This is a genomic window from Mesorhizobium sp. M0074, from assembly GCF_040322975.1.
Lineage (GTDB): Bacteria > Pseudomonadota > Alphaproteobacteria > Rhizobiales > Rhizobiaceae > Mesorhizobium.
Window position 1 is genome coordinate 1 of sequence record NZ_JAMYUM010000009.1, and the last position, 19,674, is coordinate 19,674.

At 61.8% G+C, this 19,674-nt stretch carries 20 protein-coding genes and 1 tRNA gene; 6 read left to right on the forward strand and 15 right to left on the reverse strand.

Annotated features, from left to right (window positions below):
- Positions 1-276: 276 nt before the first annotated feature.
- From era to rpoZ, 9 genes are all read right to left on the reverse strand, one after another.
- Positions 277-1,203 (reverse strand): GTPase Era, encoded by a 927-nt coding sequence (era, locus tag NKJ73_RS14055; RefSeq protein WP_023677765.1) that lies wholly within the window; start codon positions 1,201-1,203, stop codon positions 277-279.
- Positions 1,200-1,925, reverse strand: a complete 726-nt coding sequence (gene rnc, locus NKJ73_RS14060) for a ribonuclease III (protein WP_352569830.1) — start codon at positions 1,923-1,925, stop codon at positions 1,200-1,202. Before rnc ends, era begins: the two co-directional genes overlap by 4 nt.
- A 4-nt stretch (positions 1,926-1,929) precedes the next feature.
- Positions 1,930-2,679: a signal peptidase I gene (lepB, locus tag NKJ73_RS14065; protein ID WP_352569994.1), complete on the reverse strand. Its 750-nt coding sequence runs from the start codon at positions 2,677-2,679 to the stop codon at positions 1,930-1,932.
- A 77-nt stretch (positions 2,680-2,756) separates the two neighbouring features.
- Entirely contained in the window at positions 2,757-3,170 is a 414-nt protein-coding gene (gene acpS, locus NKJ73_RS14070) for a holo-ACP synthase (RefSeq protein ID WP_352569831.1), read from the reverse strand.
- Positions 3,167-3,748, reverse strand: a complete 582-nt coding sequence (locus NKJ73_RS14075; RefSeq protein ID WP_023677769.1) for a DUF2062 domain-containing protein — start codon at positions 3,746-3,748, stop codon at positions 3,167-3,169. The genes acpS and NKJ73_RS14075 overlap by 4 nt, the downstream gene beginning before the upstream one ends.
- 231 nt (positions 3,749-3,979) lie before the next feature.
- Positions 3,980-4,390, reverse strand: coding sequence for a VOC family protein (locus NKJ73_RS14080; RefSeq protein WP_352569833.1), 411 nt, complete (start codon positions 4,388-4,390; stop codon positions 3,980-3,982).
- Positions 4,391-4,432: 42 nt separating this feature from the next.
- Complete coding sequence (pyrE, locus tag NKJ73_RS14085; RefSeq protein WP_352569834.1) at positions 4,433-5,011, reverse strand: orotate phosphoribosyltransferase; 579 nt, start codon at positions 5,009-5,011, stop codon at positions 4,433-4,435.
- Between the two features lie 116 nt (positions 5,012-5,127).
- Positions 5,128-7,356: a RelA/SpoT family protein gene (locus NKJ73_RS14090; RefSeq protein ID WP_023677772.1), complete on the reverse strand. Its 2,229-nt coding sequence runs from the start codon at positions 7,354-7,356 to the stop codon at positions 5,128-5,130.
- Positions 7,357-7,467: 111 nt separating this feature from the next.
- The gene (rpoZ, locus tag NKJ73_RS14095; protein ID WP_023677773.1) at positions 7,468-7,869 is read right to left on the reverse strand and encodes a DNA-directed RNA polymerase subunit omega; all 402 of its coding nucleotides are present in this window, start codon (positions 7,867-7,869) and stop codon (positions 7,468-7,470) included.
- 278 nt (positions 7,870-8,147) lie between these two features.
- On the opposite strand from rpoZ, the gene NKJ73_RS14100 reads away from it, so the two are divergent.
- Both NKJ73_RS14100 and NKJ73_RS14105 read left to right on the forward strand, forming a co-directional pair.
- Positions 8,148-8,729 carry a LabA-like NYN domain-containing protein gene (locus tag NKJ73_RS14100; protein WP_023677774.1) on the forward strand — a complete coding sequence of 194 codons (582 nt, stop codon included), beginning with the start codon at positions 8,148-8,150 and terminating at the stop codon, positions 8,727-8,729.
- On the forward strand, positions 8,726-9,403 hold the full coding sequence (locus NKJ73_RS14105) for a uracil-DNA glycosylase (protein WP_352454370.1): 678 nt from the start codon (positions 8,726-8,728) through the stop codon (positions 9,401-9,403). The genes NKJ73_RS14100 and NKJ73_RS14105 overlap by 4 nt, the downstream gene beginning before the upstream one ends.
- Positions 9,404-9,432: 29 nt before the next feature.
- Here the strand turns inward: NKJ73_RS14105 and NKJ73_RS14110 are convergent, their stop codons facing one another.
- The 4 genes from NKJ73_RS14110 to dapA all read right to left on the reverse strand — a co-directional run bounded on the left by NKJ73_RS14110 (position 9,433) and on the right by dapA (position 12,283).
- On the reverse strand, positions 9,433-9,954 hold the full coding sequence (locus NKJ73_RS14110) for a hypothetical protein (RefSeq protein WP_352454369.1): 522 nt from the start codon (positions 9,952-9,954) through the stop codon (positions 9,433-9,435).
- Positions 9,955-10,061: 107 nt separating this feature from the next.
- Entirely contained in the window at positions 10,062-10,790 is a 729-nt protein-coding gene (locus NKJ73_RS14115; RefSeq protein ID WP_352569836.1) for a GH25 family lysozyme, read from the reverse strand.
- A gap of 106 nt (positions 10,791-10,896) precedes the next feature.
- Positions 10,897-11,376, reverse strand: coding sequence for an SsrA-binding protein SmpB (gene smpB, locus NKJ73_RS14120; protein ID WP_023768487.1), 480 nt, complete (start codon positions 11,374-11,376; stop codon positions 10,897-10,899).
- A 25-nt stretch (positions 11,377-11,401) separates the two neighbouring features.
- The gene (dapA, locus tag NKJ73_RS14125; RefSeq protein ID WP_352449009.1) at positions 11,402-12,283 is read right to left on the reverse strand and encodes a 4-hydroxy-tetrahydrodipicolinate synthase; all 882 of its coding nucleotides are present in this window, start codon (positions 12,281-12,283) and stop codon (positions 11,402-11,404) included.
- Between the two features lie 327 nt (positions 12,284-12,610).
- Between dapA and NKJ73_RS14130 the strand changes: the two genes are divergently transcribed.
- Together NKJ73_RS14130 and NKJ73_RS14135 are read left to right on the forward strand one after the other, a co-directional pair.
- Positions 12,611-14,650, forward strand: coding sequence for a lytic transglycosylase domain-containing protein (locus NKJ73_RS14130; protein WP_352569996.1), 2,040 nt, complete (start codon positions 12,611-12,613; stop codon positions 14,648-14,650).
- 230 nt (positions 14,651-14,880) lie between these two features.
- Positions 14,881-15,774 (forward strand): alpha/beta fold hydrolase, encoded by an 894-nt coding sequence (locus tag NKJ73_RS14135; RefSeq protein WP_352569837.1) that lies wholly within the window; start codon positions 14,881-14,883, stop codon positions 15,772-15,774.
- Between the two features lie 306 nt (positions 15,775-16,080).
- Here NKJ73_RS14135 and NKJ73_RS14140 read toward each other — a convergent pair whose 3' ends face one another.
- Together NKJ73_RS14140 and NKJ73_RS14145 are read right to left on the reverse strand one after the other, a co-directional pair.
- On the reverse strand, positions 16,081-17,139 hold the full coding sequence (locus NKJ73_RS14140; RefSeq protein ID WP_352795750.1) for a tyrosine-type recombinase/integrase: 1,059 nt from the start codon (positions 17,137-17,139) through the stop codon (positions 16,081-16,083).
- A 238-nt stretch (positions 17,140-17,377) separates the two neighbouring features.
- A complete protein-coding gene (locus NKJ73_RS14145; protein ID WP_352569838.1) occupies positions 17,378-18,574 on the reverse strand; it encodes a porin in 1,197 nt (398 codons plus the stop codon).
- A 449-nt stretch (positions 18,575-19,023) separates the two neighbouring features.
- Between NKJ73_RS14145 and NKJ73_RS14150 the strand changes: the two genes are divergently transcribed.
- Positions 19,024-19,114: transfer RNA gene (locus tag NKJ73_RS14150), tRNA-Ser, on the forward strand.
- A gap of 222 nt (positions 19,115-19,336) precedes the next feature.
- Positions 19,337-19,579 (forward strand): GIY-YIG nuclease family protein, encoded by a 243-nt coding sequence (locus NKJ73_RS14155; RefSeq protein ID WP_023677785.1) that lies wholly within the window; start codon positions 19,337-19,339, stop codon positions 19,577-19,579.
- Positions 19,580-19,674 lie beyond the last annotated feature (95 nt).

Here is a 19,674-nt window from a genome sequence, read left to right on the forward strand (position 1 = left end):
CTCCGCTAAACACGGGGGCTGCGCGGCGGACACGCCGACGTCACCGCAATGCCACGCCATTTTGCAGAACTTGACGCACACAACTCTCAGAAACCGCTCAGAATTTCCCGTCGCGCCGGTACCAATGAGGAACGGGTCGACGACGTGGTCGACGCATGGCCTCCCGGAATGACTCGGCCGTTGTTCAAAATGCAAAGTCGACCAAGCGGGCAGCCCGGCGACCGCTCAGAATCCTGAGGCGGCCAACAGGCCGCTCGGCGGATCGCCAAAACAGGCTCAGTGCGGAAATTCGAGCCCCATTTCGCGGTAGCGCTCGGGATCGTCGCCCCAGTTCTCGCGTACCTTGACGAACAGGAAGAGGTGCACCTTCTGCTCGAGTATGCCTGCGATTTCCATGCGCGCGGCCTGGCCGATGGCGCGGATCGTCTCGCCCTTATGGCCGAGCACGATCTTCTTCTGGCTGTCACGCTCGACATAGATTGTCTGGTCGATGCGCACAGAGCCGTCCTTCTTCTCTTCCCATTTTTCGGTCTCGATGTGGGAGGAATAAGGCAGTTCCTGATGCAGCCTGAGATAGAGCTTTTCGCGGGTGATCTCGGCCGCGAGCTGGCGCATCGGCAGGTCGGAGATCTGGTCCTCCGGATAGTACCAGGGGCCGGCCGGCAAGGTCTCGGCGAGATAGTCGAGCAGGTCCTTGCAGCCGGACCCGGTCAGCGCCGAAACCATGAAGGTGCGCTTGAACGGCACCCTTTCGTTGGCTGCCGCCGACAATGCCAGCAACGTCTCGTGCTTGACCCGATCGACCTTGTTGAGGATCAACACCATCGGCTGCCGGACATCCTTCAGCCGCTCGAGGATGGCGTCGGCATCGCCCCGGATGCCGCGCTCGGCATCGATCAAGAGCAGCACGATATCGGCGTCCTTGGCACCGCCCCACGCTGTGGTCACCATCGCGGTGTCCAGCCGGCGCTTCGGCTTGAATATGCCCGGCGTGTCGACGAAGACGATCTGCGCGTTGTTGTGGGTGGCAATGCCGCGCACGATAGCGCGCGTGGTCTGCACCTTGTGCGTCACGATCGACACCTTGGCGCCGACCAATTGGTTGACCAGCGTCGATTTCCCCGCATTGGGCGCGCCGATCAGCGCCACGAAGCCGGAGCGGGTAGCGGGAGCTTCTGTTGCCGGAGCTTCGGTGGCGGTCATGCGGCACTCCCTTGATCGAGCCAGACGCCTTCCCGCTGCAGAAGTGCCGCGGCTGCAGCCTGCTCCGCCTCGCGCTTGGAGCGCCCGCTGCCGGTCGCCGGCGGATAGGCGCCGACCTTGACACTGACGGTGAACAGCGGATCGTGGTCCGGTCCCTCACGGCTGTCGATTATGTAAACCGGCACTGCGCCTGCCGCCTGATGCGCCCATTCCTGGAGTTCGGTTTTCGCATCGCGACGGGCGGCGTCAATGGCTTGCGAGCGCGGCTGCCAGTATCTGTGGATGAAGGCACGGGCCGCTTCCAACCCTCCGTCGAGATAGAGCACGGCGATCAGCGATTCCAATGCATCGGCGCGCAGATTGACGCGCTTGCGCCCGTCGAGGCCGCGTACGTCCGAACCGGCGCGAATAAGTTCCGGCAGGCCGATCTCCTCGGCAATTTCCGCCAGGGCTTCAGCGTTGACCAGAGCGTTCAATCTCAGCGACAGCTCACCCTCGGCGGCCTCGGGAAATGCCGCCAGCAGCATATCGGCAACGACAAGGCCGAGAACGCGGTCGCCCAGGAATTCGAAACGTTCGTAGTCGATGCCGGCGTGACTGCCGCGAGCGCTGGCATGGGTCAGCGCCCGCTGCAGGCGCTGATGGTCGCCAAAACTGTGGCCGGTGCGCTCCCTGAGCGCCTCGGCGAGCGCATCGGCGGTCAGCCGTTTCGTCGCCGCCATGGCCCTAATTGACGAAATGGAACAGGCGCGAGGCGCGCATCAGTGACGGCCATTTCCAGATTTCGAGCGGGCTGGCGCTGCCGCCGATCGAGAAGAAAATGAGGTTGGCGCGGCCGACCAAATTCTCGTCCGGCACGAAGCCGACGGTGAAGCGGCTGTCCGACGAGTTGTCGCGATTGTCGCCCATCATGAAATAGTGACCGGGCGGCACCTTGAACTCTTTGGTATTGTCGCCGATCGAAGCCTGCGTCAGGTCGAGCGTGTCGTAACTGACGCCGTTCGGCAGCGTCTCGTGATAGACATCGACCGGCCCGTTCTCCTCGGTGATGTCGCGGTTGTCGATCTGCCCGACCTTGACGCGCGGCACGCCCACGTCGTTGATGAAGAGCTGGCCATCCTTGACCTGGATCTTGTCGCCCGGCAGGCCGACGACGCGCTTGATATAATCGACAGAAGGATCCGGCGGAAACTTGAACACCACCACGTCGCCGCGCTTCGGCTCTGAGCCCCAGATGCGGCCCGAAAAGATGTTCGGCCCGAACGGCAGTGAATAGCGGGAGAAGCCGTAGGACCACTTGGTGACGAAGAGATAGTCGCCTTCGAGCAAAGTCGGCCGCATCGACCCGGACGGGATCGAGAACGGCTGGAACAGGAGCGTGCGGATGACCAGCGCAAGCAGCAGGGCCTGGACTATGACGCTGACGGTTTCGCCAAGTCCGCCGGATTTCTTCTGGGTTTTTTCAGCCACGCTCATGTCGTCCTCGATTGTGCGTTGGATGGTATAGAGTCTCGGCGCGCGCTGGGCAACGTCATGCGGGTGGTCAGATGCAATCAATGTGGCGCTTCTTCGACCGGCAACGCTTCAATGATCACAAAGGCTTGAGCGAGCGGAAAATCATCGGTGATGGTGAGGTGGATCACCGCGCGGTGCCCTTCAGGCAGAATTTCGTCCAGCCGCGCTGCCGCCCCATTGGTCAGCGCCATGGTCGGCTTGCCGCTGGCCAGGTTGACGACCCCCATGTCGCGCCAGAACACACCCTGCGCCATACCGGTACCCAATGCCTTGGCGCAGGCTTCCTTGGCAGCGAAACGCTTGGCGTAGGAGGCCGCACGCGCCGCGCGGTTTTTGGAGCGCGCCTGTTCGATCTCGGTGTAGATGCGCTGGATGAAGCGTTGGCCATGGCGTTCCAGCGACTTCTCGATGCGTCTGATGTCGATGAGGTCGCTGCCAATACCGATAATCATTCGGCAGGAACTTCCGGCCCGGTTTTTCCAGCCTTTGCCGCTCTTTCGGCCAGCCGCTTGCGGCGCTGCTCGTGGAACGTGACCATGCCCCAGCGGGTGATGCCGTAAAACAGCAGGCCGAAAACCAGGCCGAGCGGTATTGCGCCGATCGTCATCGGCTTCAGCACCGGTCCCCACAATTGCGCAAAGGAAAGATTATGCAGCATGTCGCCGAGATGCGCGGGCGGGCCATGCGCCGGCAGGTGTTCATGCAGGATCAGCTTGCCGACCTCCCAGGAGGCGGCCCATAGCAGCGGAAAGGTCAGGGGGTTGCCGAAGACCGTGCCGAGTGCTGCCGCGACCAGATTGCCGGCGATCAGCCAGCACAGGATGGCAGCAATGATGAAGTGAAAGCCAAGCGGGAAAAACGACGCGAATACGCCCGCCGCAACACCTGCGGCCACGGCATGCGGCGTGGCCCTAAGCCGCAGGATGCGCTTGGAAAAATACCGCAGCGAGCGCGAGAACGAGCGGCGCGGCCACAAATAAGTACGCACCCGCTCGAAAAAACCATCAGGCTTGCGCCGTCGAAAAAGCACTCTGTTCCTGTTCCTAGTTCCGTCAATAGCTTCACGCCGGCTTCTCCAGCCGGGCGCGACAGCCCCATGCTGCGCTCTGCGGTCGCCGAAAAGCAACTACGACTTTGATATAGCGATGCGCTGGCCGAAGAACAACGAGGCCGAGGGCATCCGCTCGGTGGCCGGTCGCGCCAGCCTTGGGTATCGCCGTTCTGAACAGGGCATGATCGCGGCGAATTTAAGGAGCGTCGCTTAGGATCGATATTCGCTGACCTCGACGAGGTTGCCGTCCGGGTCACGAAAATAGACCGACATTATCGCGCCACGAGCGCCGACACGCTCGACCGGGCCGACCTCTATCACCACGCCATTGGCGGCGAGGTTGGCACATATCTCGGCGAGCGGCCGGGCAGCAATCAAGCAGAAATCTCCGGAGCCCGGCGTCGGCGCCTTGGCCTTCGGCTCGAAGGTACGCCCGACCTGATGCACATTGATCTTCTGAGTTCCAAACAGCAGCGCCGTTGGTCGGTCCGGCTCGTCGAGGCGCTTGAAGCCAAGCACGCGCTGATAGAAGGCGCAGGTATCGTCCACCGAACGAACTGTCAGCACGAAATGATCGATGCCAGCAATCACGGCAGCGTCTCTTGACTTGTTTTTATGCATGTCGTTGTCCCAAAACCGCCGCACACTTTTGGGCGACATGCATTAGATATTGCGGCTGCCCGGCTTGATCGCCGGTATGGCGGCGAGCTCGGGCGGCAGCATGTCGGCTGGATAGGCCGGAACTTCATATTCGGCGAGCGCGATCAGCGGCACGCCGACATCGGTCTTGCCGGCCGAGCGGTCGATGATGCACGCAGCGGCAACGACATCGGCGCCAAGTGCGCGCAGACAGTCGATGGTCTCGCGGATCGACAGGCCGGTGGTGACGATGTCCTCGACAATGACGACGCGCGATCCCTTGGCGATCTCGAAGCGGCGCAGCCTGAATTCGCCCCCTTCCCGCTCGACCCAGATCGCCGGCGCACCAAGATGGCGCGAGGTCTCATAGGCCGGGATCAGCCCGCCGATCGCCGGGCCGACGACGTAGTCGATCCTGCCGGGCACGCCAGTGCGGATCTTTTCGGCGAGCGCCTTGCACAAGCGCTCGGTCTTGTCGGCATGCATGAAAACGCGCGCCTTCTGCAGGAAGACCGGGCTGCGCAGGCCCGACGTCAGGATGAAATGCCCTTCGAGAACAGCGCCGGCCTCGCGGAAAATGCCCAGCACTTCATCGGTGTTCATCGTTCACTCCATGTCCATGGTGAATGGTGAATGGTGAATGGTGAATGGTAGTAGGGTAGTGAGAGCACCCTCTTTCACTATTCACTATTCACTATTCACTATTCACTATTCACTATTCACCCATTCACGCGCCTTGCATCGCTGACGCTCGAATTGTCCTTTAGCTGCGACAGCAGCCGGTTCAAGTGCTTGAGGTCCCACACTTCAAGATCGATCAGCATTTCGGTGAAATCGGGCGCGGTGCGCACCATCGACAGAGTGTGGATATTGGCGTCGTTGGATGCGACGACCTGTGCAATGTCGGCCAGCGAACCCGGCGCGTTGATGGCGGTGACCGAGACGCGCGCCGGGAACCGCTCCTTGGTGCGCTCGTCAATATCCCAGCGCACGTCGATCCAGCGCTCGGGCTGGTCGTCAAAGGCCTGCAGCGCCGGCGACTGGATCGGATAGATGGTGATACCGGTTCCCGGCTGCACGATGCCGACGATGCGATCGCCTGGCACTGCCCCCTCCGGTGCGAAGCGCACCGGCAGATCGCCGCGCACACCGCGGATCGGCACCGCGTCGTCGCGCGGCTGGTTCTTGTCCTTGCGTGCAGCGCGGCCCGGAATCTGGAACAGCATGCCGGCGGCGTTGCGGATCTTCGACCAGCCCTCCTCGCGCTGCTTGGGCGCGACCAGCGTGACACGCTCGTCCTTGTAGTCGGGAAACACCGCCTTCATGACATCGGTGGAGGCAAGTTCGCCTCGGCCGACCGCGGCCAGTACATCCTCGATGTCCTTGCGCGCCAGCCGGTGCAGCACCGGCTTCAGGCTTTCCTTGGTGAAGGTCTTGCCAGAGCGTTCGAAGGCGCGCTCCAGAATGCGGATACCGAGACCCGAATATTGCTTGCGAATGGCGTTCTTGGTGGCGCGGCGGATGGCTGAGCGTGCCTTGCCGGTAACGACCACCGATTCCCACGCCGCCGGCGGGACCTGCGCCTTCGAGCGGATGATCTCGACCTCGTCGCCGTTCTTCAGCTCCGTCATCAGCGGCATGATGCGGCCATTGACCTTGGCGCCGACGCAAGTGTCGCCGACGTCGGTGTGGACGGCATAGGCAAAGTCAATCGGCGTGGCGCCGCGCGGCAGCGCGATCAGCATGCCCTTCGGCGTGAAGCAGAATACCTGGTCCTGAAACAGTTCCAGCTTGGTGTTTTCGAGGAAGTCCTCGGGATTGTCGCCTTCGGCAAGCTGCTCGATGGTGCGCCGCAGCCAGGCATAGGCATTGGTTTCCTTCGAGATCGCATGGGCGGCACCATTCATCTTGCCACCGGTATCCTTATAGATCGAATGAGCCGCGACGCCGTATTCGGCGATCTTGTTCATTTGATAGGTGCGGATCTGCAATTCGACGCGCTGGCGCGACGGGCCGACGATGGTGGTGTGGATCGAGCGGTAGTCGTTCTGCTTCGGCGTCGAGATGTAATCTTTGAAGCGGCCGGGCACCATCGACCAGGTGGTGTGGATGGCGCCGAGCGCGCGGTAACAGTCCTCGACCGTCTCGACAACGACGCGGAAGCCGAAAATGTCGGACAGCTGCTCGAACGACAGCGCCTTGGCCTCCATCTTGCGGAATACCGACCACGGCTTCTTCTGCCGGCTCTTGACCTCGGCCTTGATCGAATATTTGTCGAACAGCGTGGAGAGCGCCTTCTCGATCTCCGACAGCACGCCCTTGTTGCGCTCGAAGATTTCGGCCAGCCGTGCGGTGACGGCGCGGTAGGCTTCCGGATTGATGAAGCGGAAGGCAATCTCCTCCAGCTCCTCGCGCATGCCTTGCATGCCCATGCGGCCGGCCAGCGGCGCGTAGATGTCCATCGTCTCTTCGGCGATGCGCAGGCGCTTGGCTTCCGGCACATGGTCGAGCGTGCGCATATTGTGCAGGCGGTCGGCGAGCTTGACCAGAAGCACGCGCACGTCTTCCGAGATCGCCAGCAACAGCTTGCGCAGGTTCTCCGCCTGCTCGGCCTTCTTCGAGACGAGGTCGAGCTTCTTCAGCTTGGTCAGGCCCTCGACCAGCTTGCCCATTTCCGGGCCGAACAATTCGTCGATCTCGGCCCTGGTCGCCGTGGTGTCCTCGATCGTGTCGTGCAGCAAGGCAACGGCGATCGTCGCCTCGTCCATGTGCATTTCGGTGAGGATGGCGGCGACTTCGAGCGGATGCGAGAAATACGGGTCGCCGGAGGCGCGTTTCTGGTGGCCATGCTTCTGCATGGCGTAAACATAGGCCTTGTTGAGCAGCGCCTCGTTGACGTCAGGCTTGTAGCGCTGCACGCGCTCGACAAGCTCATACTGACGCATCATGGGCGGGATCTCGCAATGCTGAAATGAATCATGCGCCGCACTGGCGTACGGCGCATGTCATAGATAGCCACGAAACTGCCGACGCGAAAGTGTCGGCAGTTGTCGCTAAGATCAATAATCGTCGCTTTTTTCCGGCGGCACCAGGCCTTCGATGCCAGCCAACAGGTCTTCTTCGGTCATGCGATCGAAGGTGACGTTGTCCTCGGCGTCGTCGGCATCGGTGGCTGCAACGGCGCTGCCGGTCTGGTCGGCAATCGCCTCGCCATCGGCTTCCGGCTCATCGACCTCGACATGCTTCTGCAGCGAATGGATGAGATCTTCCTTGAGGTCGTCCGGCGACAGCGTCTCTTCGGCGATTTCGCGGAGCGCAACGACCGGGTTCTTGTCGTTGTCGCGCGGTACGGTGATCTGCGCGCCCTGGCTGATCTGACGGGCGCGGTGGCCGGCCAGGAGCACCAGCTCGAAGCGGTTGTCGACCTTGTCGATGCAATCTTCAACGGTTACGCGGGCCATGAGTTGCCCCTTTCATGCCTGGATTTGATGGAAAACAGGCGCGGTCCATAACCCGAACGCCGCCAAAATACAAGCTTTTATGGCGGTGCGCAGCTCTGACGCGGGCCGCCTGCGACGACACAGCGCCGATCACAATTGCTTGCGGTGCCGCATGGTGCCTTGGATTGCCGTAAAACTGGCGTTATCTCGAACGATGAAGGCCAACAGGTCTATTATCAGACCGGCCGATAGTCGCCACCCATTTAGACGACCGCTTATTTCGAAAAAGGACATTTTCCATGTTCGATCCTCGTGAAAAAATCGCTCTCTTTATCGACGGTGCCAATCTCTACGCCACCTCGCGCGCGCTGGGCTTTGACATCGATTACCGCAAACTTCTGGCGAGCTTCCAGAAACGCGGCTATCTGCTGCGCGCTTATTACTACACCGCGCTGGTCGAGGATCAGGAATACTCCTCGATACGGCCGCTGATCGACTGGCTCGACTATAACGGCTTCAAGGTGGTGACCAAACCGGCCAAGGAATTCACCGACTCGACCGGCCGGCGCAAGATTAAGGGCAATATGGATATCGAGCTGACCGTCGATGCGCTCGAGCTTGCCGATGTCGTCGACCATTATGTCATCTTTTCGGGCGACGGCGATTTCCGCACGCTGGTCGAGGCGCTGCAGCGGCGCGGGCGCAAGGTGTCGATCGTCTCGACCATGGCTTCGCAGCCGCCGATGATCTCCGACGATCTGCGCCGCCAGGCCGACCATTTCATCGACTTGATGACGCTCAAGAATGAAGTCGGCCGCGATCCGTCGGAGCGGCCGGTGCGCCGGCCCGAACCGGCCGAAGTCGACGAGGAAGACTATTGACGGTCGTTGCCTTGACCGCGCCCCTGGTCGTCTCCCCCGAACCCGATCGCGATTGCCCGCTCTGCCCGCGGTTGCACGACTTCATCGCCGAGTGGCGGCGGCGCGAGCCGTCCTGGTTCAACGCGCCGGTGCCGACCTTTTTGCCGCCGGAAGGCGAGGATGCAGTGCGTCTGCTGATCGTCGGGCTGGCGCCGGGCCTGCGCGGGGCAAACCGGACGGGGCGTCCCTTCACCGGCGATTTTGCCGGCGACCTGCTCTACAACACGCTGATCGCGCACGGCTTTGCGCGCGGCGAATTCAAAGCGCGACCGGATGACGGGCTGGAGCTTGTCGGTACGGCGATTACCAATGCGGTGCGCTGCGTGCCGCCGGAGAACAAGCCGGTTGGCGCCGAGATAGCGACCTGCCGGACGTTCCTGGTGCCGACGATCGCGCGATTTCCAAATCTGCGCGCTGTGCTGGCGCTTGGCTCGATCGCGCACCAGTCGACCGTGCGGGCGCTCGGCCAACGCGTTGCCGCCTATCCGTTCCGGCATGGTGGGCAGCAGCAGGCCAATGGCATCACGCTGTTTTCCAGCTATCATTGCTCGCGCTACAACACCAATACCGGCGTGTTGACGGAAGCGATGTTCGTCAACGTCTTCAGTCAGATAGAAGCTTTTCTGAAGACATAGAGTCGGACGACGCCGCCAGGGCACGAGCCCTAGATTCGGGCGATCGCGAACAACCAGGCCAGGAGATCCAGCAACCACAGAAACAGTGCAAGCTGCAGCGCGACGCGCAGGCGTTGGATGATCCGCCAATTGCTGGCCATGTCGGATTTGATGCGCAGCGCAAGCGCTCGGTGCATCCCGTCCAGGGTTGCGGGAGGGTGCTGATCGACGAAGTCCTGGAGCAGCTTCTCTGGATCGAAACGGAACGTATAGTTATAATACGGCCACACCATAATCGCGACCAGCAGCCCGATAAGAAAAAGCAATGTCAGCGCCAGCCAGTCCCAAGGCCCCACGCCATCCAGGAGCGCCCTGCCTCCGAGGAGAGAACTCGCGAACGCGGTTGCGAAGATCAGATTGCCGGCGCGCGTATTGAGACTTTCAACCACGCCCTGCTGGTGCTGGAGGCCACGCACCGCCTCCGCATAGACAAATGCCAGGCGGGGGTCGCCGCCGTCCGTCGCAGCAGGCGGGGCGTTGCTGTCATTGGTTGATGAAGGGCGCTCCGGCATCAAATGTACTTAGCACGGCGCCGCCTGCGATATGAATAGCCACATGGGGAACGCTTCGTCGCTCTGTCTTCGGGCCATCGAGGGTGTTTTGGTGGACAGGAATAGCGTCAATCCGACGCCGTCGCTTCAGGCGCTGCGGCAAACAATGCGGCCAGCGTCGCAGGTCCGCCCTGGAGAACATTCAGGTCGACGTCGCCGCTGATGCCGTCGACGCGGCCCCGGTTGTGATACTGCCAGTAGATCCAGTTGTCATGGCCCGGCCGCAGCGCCAGCGAACGCAGCCAGCGCGGGCGGCTGGCTAGCTGCCCGGCATAGGCTTGCGCCGCCTCGTCGGTCACATAGAGGATCGCCGTCTTGCCGAACGCCGCCTCGACCGGGCCGAGGAAGGCGGAGAGTTCGGCGCTCAGCTGTTCGGGAGTTGGCCGCTGCGGGCAATTGCCGCCGAACTCGATGTCTACCACCGGCGGCAGCAAAGGCTGATCGTGCGGCACCACCGAGATGAAGTTGCGTGCCTGATCGGCACCCGGTCTGCAGAAGGTGAAGAAATGATAGGCACCGACGGCAAGACCGGCGGCGCGGGCCGCGCGCAAATTGGCGGCGAAGGCATCGTCGACATGATCGCCGCCTTCCGTCGCCTTGATCACGGCGAAGGCGACATCGTCGGCGGCAACACGCCGCCAGTCGATCTGCCGCTGATGATGGGAGACGTCGATGCCCCTGACCGGATATTTGCCGCGATCCGGAGAAAACGTCTGGAAGTAGGTATAGCCGCCGGCCAGAACGAGGCCCGCCACGAGCAGACCGGCCGCGCCCCATAAGACGATCCGGTTTTTCAAACGAGACCTATCCCTTTTGGTCCGCCCTGCCCGCCGCTATGGCTCCGGGCGTTCGTCGCTCGAAAAGCCAAATCGCTGGCTTTTTTTCCGCTTCGCGGACCGCCCCTCACCCTCGCTCTTTCAGCAGCCGGCCCTTCTCGCGCGACCAGTCGCGCTGCTTTTCGGTCTCGCGCTTGTCGTGCAGCTTCTTGCCGCGGCCAACGGCGAGCAGCAGCTTGGCACGGCCCTGGTCGTTGAAGTAGATCTTCAGCGGCACCAGCGTCATGCCTTCGCGGTCGACGCTTTGCGCCAGCTTGGCCATCTCGCGCTTGTTGAGCAGCAGTTTGCGGCGGCGGCGCGGCTCATGGTTGAAGCGGTTGGCCTGCAGATACTCCGGCAAATAGGAGTTGATCAGCCAGATCTCGCCGCCCTCGACCGAGGCGTAGCTGTCCTGGATATTGGCCTGGCCCTGGCGCAGCGATTTCACTTCCGTACCGGTCAGCACCAGGCCGGCCTCGATCGTGTCGAGCACCTCATAGGAAAACCGCGCCTTGCGGTTTTCCGCAACGGTCTTGTTGTTGGGATCGGCTTTTCTGACTTGATTCATGATGCGGAGAGGTGGCGCCTCGTCCCTAGTTTATCAAGCCGGCGTGCTTCATCGCCGCGTCGATCTTCTCGGCGGTCGACGGCTCGACCGTCATTAGCGGCGAGCGCAGCACGTTCTCGACCTTGCCCAGCTTCGACAGCGCATATTTCGCGCCGGAAACGCCGGGCTCCATGAAAATCGCCTTGTGCAGCGGCAACAGACGGTCCTGCAGGTCGAGCGCCTTGGCGCAGTCACCGGAAAGCGTTGCCTCCTGGAATTCAGCGCAAAGCCTGGGCGCGACATTTGCCGTCACCGAGATGCAACCGACGCCGCCATGCGCGTTGAAGCCGAGCGCCGAGGCGTCTTCGCCGGAGAGCTGGATGAAATCCTTGCCACAGGTGGCGCGCTGCTCCGAAACCCGCTCGACCTTGCCGGTGGCATCCTTGACGCCGACGATGTTCTTGAAGTCATGCACCAACTGGCCCATCGTCTCGGGGCTCATGTCGACCACCGAGCGCGGCGGAATGTTGTAGATGATGATCGGCAGGCTGGTTGCCTTGGCGACGGCGGCGAAATGCGCATAGAGGCCGCGCTGCGTCGGTCTGTTGTAATAGGGCGTGACGACAAGGGCCGCGTCGGCGCCCGCCTTCTCGGCATACTGGACCAGGCCGACTGCCTCATCGGTGTTGTTGGAGCCGGCGCCGGCGACGACCGGAACCCGGCCTTTGGCGACCTCGATGCAAACCTTGACGACTTGGCGGTGCTCGTCATGCGACAGCGTCGGCGACTCGCCGGTGGTGCCGACCGGGACCACGCCCGTCGTGCCTTCGGCGATCTGCCAGGCGATGAACGCGCGAAAGGCTTTCTCGTCGAAACGGCCGCTCTTTTCGAACGGTGTGACGAGCGCGGTCAGCGAGCCTCTTAGCATGTCGTCCAACTCCTTGGGACTAGCGCATGACCCCGAAAATCGCAGTCGATTTCGGAAAGGATCATGCGCCAAATTTAAATTGCTACAGCGTCCCTTGCGCGTCTGAGAAGACGCGCGGCGCTGTAGGTGTTTGTCGTGCGCGCCTTCTAGCCGAAAGCGAAGCGGCGCACCATAGTCTCGACATTGTTGCGCGGCAAGCATTGCGCCAGCAATTGCAATTCGAACGACCTCGATAAGGTTTTCTTTACGGGCCCTTCATCACATACGAATAGACTGCAGTTCATCTGTGCCCGTGGTAGCATCGAAGAATAGGAAATGACCAAATCCATGCCGACCAGGCGGCTTCATCTTTTCGCGCTTCTCGGCGCGATCGTTGTGCTGATCCCCGGCGCGGCGATCGGCGGCAGCGTCGATGGGCAGGTCACGTCGGCGATCCCGATGACGGAGCCGCAGAACGATGCACTGCAGCAGTCCCCTTCGCCATCCGCCAGCGTCGCGGCGCTGAAGAGCGGTCTCGATGCGCTGGCGGCAAACGACATTCAGCGCGCGCGCCAAGTGCGCGAAACGCTGCCGGCCAAATCGCTCGATCGGCACATCCTTGCCTGGGCGATTGCGCTCTATGGCGGCGACCAGGTGCCGAGCGGCGAAATCGCCGATGCCGCGAAGATGCTGCCGAACTGGCCGGGCACGATGGCCTTGCGCAAGAACAGCGAGCGCGCGCTCTATCGCGAGAACCCCGCGCCACAGGTCGTGGTGCGGGCGTTCGACGGCAGCCAGCCGCTGACCTTCGAGGGCGTGGTGATCCTTGCCCGCTCCTATGTAGCGCTGGGCGATACGAAGGCGGCGCGCTCGGTGCTGTCGCCATTCTGGCGCACCGAAAAGCTCGAAGCCACGGACGAGGCGGCGGTCATCCGCGAGTTCGGCGCGCTGATCCCGGCCGCCGACCATCGCTTCCGCATGGAGCGCATGTTTTATGCCGATCGGGTCGCTTCGGCGCTGCGCGTCGCCGGTCTCGCCGGCGCCCAGCAATTGGCCGATGCCTGGGCGGCAGTCACCAAAGGCGACAAGAACGCGGCCAAGCTGCTGAAGGCGGTGCCGGCAGCGCAGCGGGCGGCCGGCTATCTGTTTGCCGAAGCCGAATATCTGCGCAAGCAACAGAAATTTTCCGATGCCGCCGCGCTGGTGCTGAAGGCGCCGGGCGACCGCGACGCGCTGGTCGATCCGGACGCCTGGTGGGTCGAACGCCGGGTGCTGTCGCGCGAGCTGGTCGACCAGGGCGACATGAAGACCGCCTACAGAATAGTCGCCGCGCATGCCGCCGAAAGTCCCGCCAATGCTGCCGAGGCGGAATTCCATGCAGGCTGGTACGCGCTGCGCGGCCTCAACGACCCGAGCACCGCCGCCAAGCATTTTGCGCAAATCGCGGAGCTCGCCCAAGGGCCGATGTCGCTGTCGCGCGCCTATTACTGGCTCGGCCGTGCCGCCGAGGTCGGCGGTCCCGGCAGTGCCAAGGATTATTTCAGCCGCGCCGCCAGCTACGGCACGACCTTTTACGGCCAGCTCGCCGGCGAGCGTGTCGGCCAGCGGACCCTCAATATCGTCTACCCGCAGCCAAGTGCCGCCGACCGCCGGAATTTTGCCACCCGCGAGGCTGTCAGCGCCATCGAGCGGCTGCAGCAGGCTGGCTATGACCGCTATGCCGAAACCCTCTACCGCGACCTTGCCGGGCAGTTGAGCAGCCCCGGCGAACTGGCGCTGCTTGCGATGCTGGCGGAAAGACAAGGCAACCATTTCATGGCGCTGAAGGTCGGCAAGATCGCCGGCGCACGTGGCATCGACGTCGGCGCGCTGTCGCATCCGCTCGGCGTCATTCCCGACACCGCCAACATTTCCGGCTCGGGCAAGGCGCTGGCCTATGCGATTGCCCGCCAGGAAAGCGAGTTCAACATCGGCGCCGTCTCCAGCGCCGGCGCGCGAGGACTGCTGCAGCTGATGCCAGGCACGGCCAAGCAATTGGCGAAGAAGGCCGGCATGACATTTTCTCAGGCCCGGCTGACCACCGATGCCGGCTACAATGCGACGCTGGGCGCTGCCTTTCTCGGCGAGCAGCTCGGCCGCTTCGACGGCTCCTACGTGCTGACCTTCGCCGGCTACAATGCCGGTCCCGCCCGCGCCGCCCAGTGGGTGGCGAAATACGGCGACCCGCACGGCAAGGACGTCGATGCAGTCGTCGACTGGATCGAGCGGATTCCCTATACGGAAACAAGAAGTTACGTTCAGCGCGTGATGGAGAATTACGAGGTCTACAAGATGCGTATCTCCGGCAAGTACGATATTGTCGGAGATCTGGTGAACGGCCGGGGTTAGCCTTTCCTTCCCCCCTTGTGGGAGAAGGTGGCCGAGCGAAGCTCGGTCGGATGAGGGTGCTCCAGCTTGGTTCCGACAGCGCTCCGTCCAACACCCCCCAACCGTCTCGGCGCTAACGCGCCGATCCACCTTCTCCCACAAGGAGAGAAGGAAGAGCCCCCGATTTGACCGCCCCTGCCCTCGCCTGTAGCAGTCGCAACGATCTGACAGCAGCACGGAATCGAGTGTACATGCCAAACGACGAAGGCTTCTCCGATTTCTTCTACGCCGCGCCGGACGGGCTGTCCCTGCACGCCCGCATCTACGGCGAAGCGAATTCCGGCCGCTGGCCAGTCGTTTGCCTGCCCGGCCTGACCCGCAATTGCCGTGACTTTCACGAATTGGCGCTTTATCTGTCGGCGCAAGCGAAGCGCAACGTCGTCGCCTTCGACTATCGCGGGCGCGGGCAGTCCGCCTACGATGCCGATATCGGCCATTACAATATCGGCATCGAGGCGGGCGATATCCTTGCCGGGCTGGCGGCGCTGAACATCGAGAAGGCAGCCTTCATTGGGACGTCGCGCGGCGGACTGATCATCCATGTGCTCGGGGCGATGCGGCCGCCAGTGCTGAAGGCCATCGTCTTCAACGACATCGGCCCGGTGATCGAGTCGCAAGGTCTCGCCCATATCCGCTCCTATCTCGACCTCGCGCCCAGGCCGAAGACGTACGCAGAGGTGGTCCGCGGCCTGCGCAGCACCCATGGCGCGGATTTTGCGGCGCTGACCGATGCGGATTGGGAGCGGATGGCATCAGCCCTCTACCGCGAGACCGAGGAGGGATTTCTGCCCGATTTCGATCCGAAACTGGTCGAGACGCTGGCGGGGCTCGATCCCAGCCGGCCGCTGGCCGATCTTTGGCCACAGTTCGACGCGCTGGCGGCCATCCCGATGCTCGTCATACGCGGCGCGAATTCGAAGCTGCTGTCCGCCGAAACGCTCGAGCAGATGCGGACGCGCCATACCGATATCGAGACGATCACCGCCGACGGCCAGGGGCATGCACCGTTTTTGGAGTCCGGGATCCTGCCGGGCAGGATCGCTGGTTTTTTCGAACGGGCGGAGCGGCGGGGTGGTGGGAAGTAAAACTCGACCGAGCGAAGTAATTCACGCGCAGGTTTTGCGTCGGTCAAAGCATTCCGACGGCTGTTGACAGTTCCGGAATTAGCGGTGAAATAATTTTATCGATGTCGGCGCTGCCCCTCATCCGCCTGCCGGCACCTTCTCCCCGTATAGCGACGGGGAGAAGGGAGGTGTCTGCAACGCTGGGGATTAGCGAAATCTTTCGCAAGGGCGCCTTTCTCCCCGTCGCTATACGGGGAGAAATGCCCGGCAGGGCAATGAGGGGCAGCGCAACCCTGAGCGGCTGGCTGATATCTCACGTCAGATCCGTCAGGATTTGGCGCTTCTCTTCGCTGGCTTTGGGGCCTTGCTTGCGGCCGGCTCGCCTTTTGGCCCTCGCCTTGCCGGAGGTGGAGCAGACAAAGCGCTTGCACCGCCGATGTCCGAGCCACCGGACCGAGGCGTTTCCAGCACGGTGACGCAGCCGTCGAGGTCGTTGGTGGCCAGATGGGCGTAGCGCATGGTCATCGACAGCGTCTGGTGACCGAGCCACATCTGTACGCGCCTGATGTCGATGCCGCCCTGGACGAGACGCGAAGCGCAAGTATGGCGCAATATATGCGGCACGACCTGATCGTCGGCGCCAAGCCCGACTTCGGCCTTAGCATCGTTCCAGATGGCACGAAACTGCGCCTGGCTGAGCTTGGTGAACGGGCCCTTGGGCCGGCGGCCCTCGGTCGCTGGCAGCTTGATCACCTCTTTTACCCGCTCGGTCATCGGAATGGTGCGGCTGCGGCCGGATTTGGTGATCCAGAAACTGACGCGGTGCTCCTGGATATCGTTCCAGATCAAACCCAGCGCTTCGCCGAGGCGGCAACCGGTGTCGACGAGAAAGACGGAAAGCCGATAAGCGTCCTCGCTGCGGCTCTTGATGGCAGCGAACAGCCGGGCCTCCTCGTCCCTTTCGAGGAAACGAATCCGTCCCGCCCGCTCCTTCTGGCGGCGGAACTCGGGCAGGCTGTGGATATCTCCCATCTTGTGAGCCTTGCGCAGCAGTTTGCTGAGGGCAGCCATCTTCCGATTGATGGTTGCGTTGCTGTTGCCGCGCTGGCGCAAGGTGCCGATAAGATTGTCGAGGGTGCTTTGGTCAAAGGCGCTGAAACGCTCCCCAAGGAGGATCTCGTCTATTTCGCCGATGAAGGAGCTGACATTGTATTTATGCCGCCCGTCATCCCAAAGTATGTCCCGGTATGCTGAAAAAAGTTCTCCGATCCTGTGCGACTTTACTTCTCGTATCTTGTTATAACTGTATTTTATCTTGGCAGTTTGAGAAGAAAACATCGAAAAATGATCAGAGGTTCCTCCCTCTTGAATCGCATCGTTCGTCATTATTCGCCACACCCCCGAGTGGATAGGCCTAGACCTACCTGCTTGGCGGTGCCCTTTCAAGAGTTTTAAGCGCTGCGGCCGATTTCATCCACCAGTGGCGGATCCCAACGACATCGTTCCACAACCCTGTTCAGCTACCGAACCCCCTTTTCCTTCTGTTTGCGACCAGTCGCGAAAACAAAAACAGCCCGGGCGTTAAAGCGCCCGGGCTGGATTTCACTTGCTTTAAGTCCAGCCCTTAGAACGAGCGCTGGAAGCGGAGGAAGCCGCCAACGGCGTTTTTCTTGTCGCCCGGGATGCCGGTCCAGTTGTATTCATAACCGGGCAGCGAGTCGCTATCGATGTGGTGGCTGTTATGAGCCCAGTCCACTTCGGCCGTGATCGTCATGCCGGGAACGATATCGTAGGCGATATTGGCCGCGACGCCAGCTTCCTTGGCTTCGTCATACGACGCCTGCAGGTTGAACGAGGTCTTCTCGTTGATGGTGTAGGTGCCACCACCCCAGACTGCCCAGTTACCGCCCCACTGCTTGTAGAAGTTGCGCGGGAGATTGTCGTCAGAGCCGTAGCCGGCCATCAGGAACAGCGACAGGTTCTGCATCGGCGTCACGTCGAGGCGAACCTTGCCGGCCCATTCTTCCAGGCTGCTGTCATAGGCAACAACACCGCTGATGGAACCCCAGCCCTGCGTGTACTTCACGCCGCCAACGATATACGGAACATAGCTGTCGACCGAGTCGTGACCGAGAGTGATGGCAGTATTGGCGCTGTTAAGGATAAAGCCTTCACCGGTTTCCAACGACGCCACGGCCGAGAAGCCGTTGCCGGCATCGAAGTAGTACTGGACGACATTGGTGTCGAAGCCGCCGTAGGGAACGATCGTATCCTGGATGACGTTGCCGGCGTAGCCGGTGAACGTGTTGAAGGCTGTTTCGTCCTTACCGACGCGAAGACCACCGAGCTGGATCCAGGCGAAATTCAGCGAAACGCCTCTGCTACCAAACCTGGAAAAGTGCTCGTCGAACCCAGGCACGGTTTGATAACCGGTTCCCCAGTTGAAGCGGGTCTCGGTGTAGGTCTTCAAGGTGCCCATCTCGGTTTCCTGGCCGGTGTAGGTCCTCAGTGTGAAGCGAGCCTGCTTGTAATAGCCGTCGTTGACGTTGTCTTCACCATCCAAGGCATCCGACAGGTCCTGGTACCTGGCGCCGTCGAACGAGCCAGCCTGGCCCACGGAGATGTCATAGCGGACATAGCCGCCGATGCGCAGGCAGATTTCGGTGCCGGGGATGTAGTAGTAGCCAGCGCCGTAGACGTCGCAGATCTTGACGTATTCAGCGGGTTCCGGCTCGGCGACGACGACGGCGTCGGCGGCGCGCGCACCGGAAACTGCGATCAGTGCCGCAGCGGAGCCGAGAAGAAGGCTCTTGATGTTCATTTTCTGACCTCCAGTCAAAAGTTAAAAAACGGGTCTGGGTATTCTTTGCTGAAGGACAGCGTTCCCTGCCCCATCCCCACTACCGAAAAAGATGCGCACCGCGCCGCTCCTTCAAACCCGACATTACCCATGAGACGGCGGCGTTCAACCACGATCGTACCGGCAAAAGGTTTGTGTTGGCGCTATACCCCAGCGTTGTTGCACAAATGACACGATTTGGCCTCACTCCGAAAGCTCCCGTTAACCAACAGCCCTTCGCAAGCCGTTGCAAACGGCGGATTCCGGCGATGGTCGGCCTGAAATGTGACCATGGCCCGAGTCGCGAACCAGGGAATTGCCGCAGAATCGCCACATCGCCGGGCGGCGCTTTGGCGAAGGGTCGATTTTTCAAGGATAATAGCGCCAGCTTGTTGATTGTGCCGGCGCTTTTCTTTATCCACCGGCGCAACGGAGAGGTGGCCGAGTGGTCGAAGGCGCTCCCCTGCTAAGGGAGTAGAGGTCAAAAGCTTCTCGTGGGTTCGAATCCCATCCTCTCCGCCACCCTACGCCCTGCGGGCTTCGGGTGGCAGGCCATCCTGCTTCGCGCTGCGCGCTTCGCAGGACAAGTCCAGCGAATCCCCTCTCCGCGCGATGCAGGATGCCCTCCGAAGCCGTAGCGAAGGAGGGCCGCAACCTCTTGGAACGCTTGCAAAATCGGGGTTGGCATATTCCTCCTTGCGAAGGAGGATGCACTCCAATGCGTTGGCGAGGGAGGGCCGGTTCGTGTGGTATGTATATCTGCTGGAAAGCAAGACTGCGGAAGGCGAGCGCTATATCGGTGTGACCTCGGACCTGAAGCGACGGATCGCTGAGCATAACGCCGGAAAATCCAGCCATACCTCCAAATTCCTGCCATGGCGGATCGTGACCTGCATCGCCTTCTCGAACCAAGCCAAGGCGACCTCATTCGAGCGTTATCTCAAATCCGGTTCCGGGCATGCTTTTGCCAGCAAACGCCTTTGGTGACCATCTGCCGCTCCTCACGTGATCGTGCAATAATCAGCGGTTTTCCCAAATAATAACGCAATCTCAGCTACTTACGACAGAAACACACGGTGCCA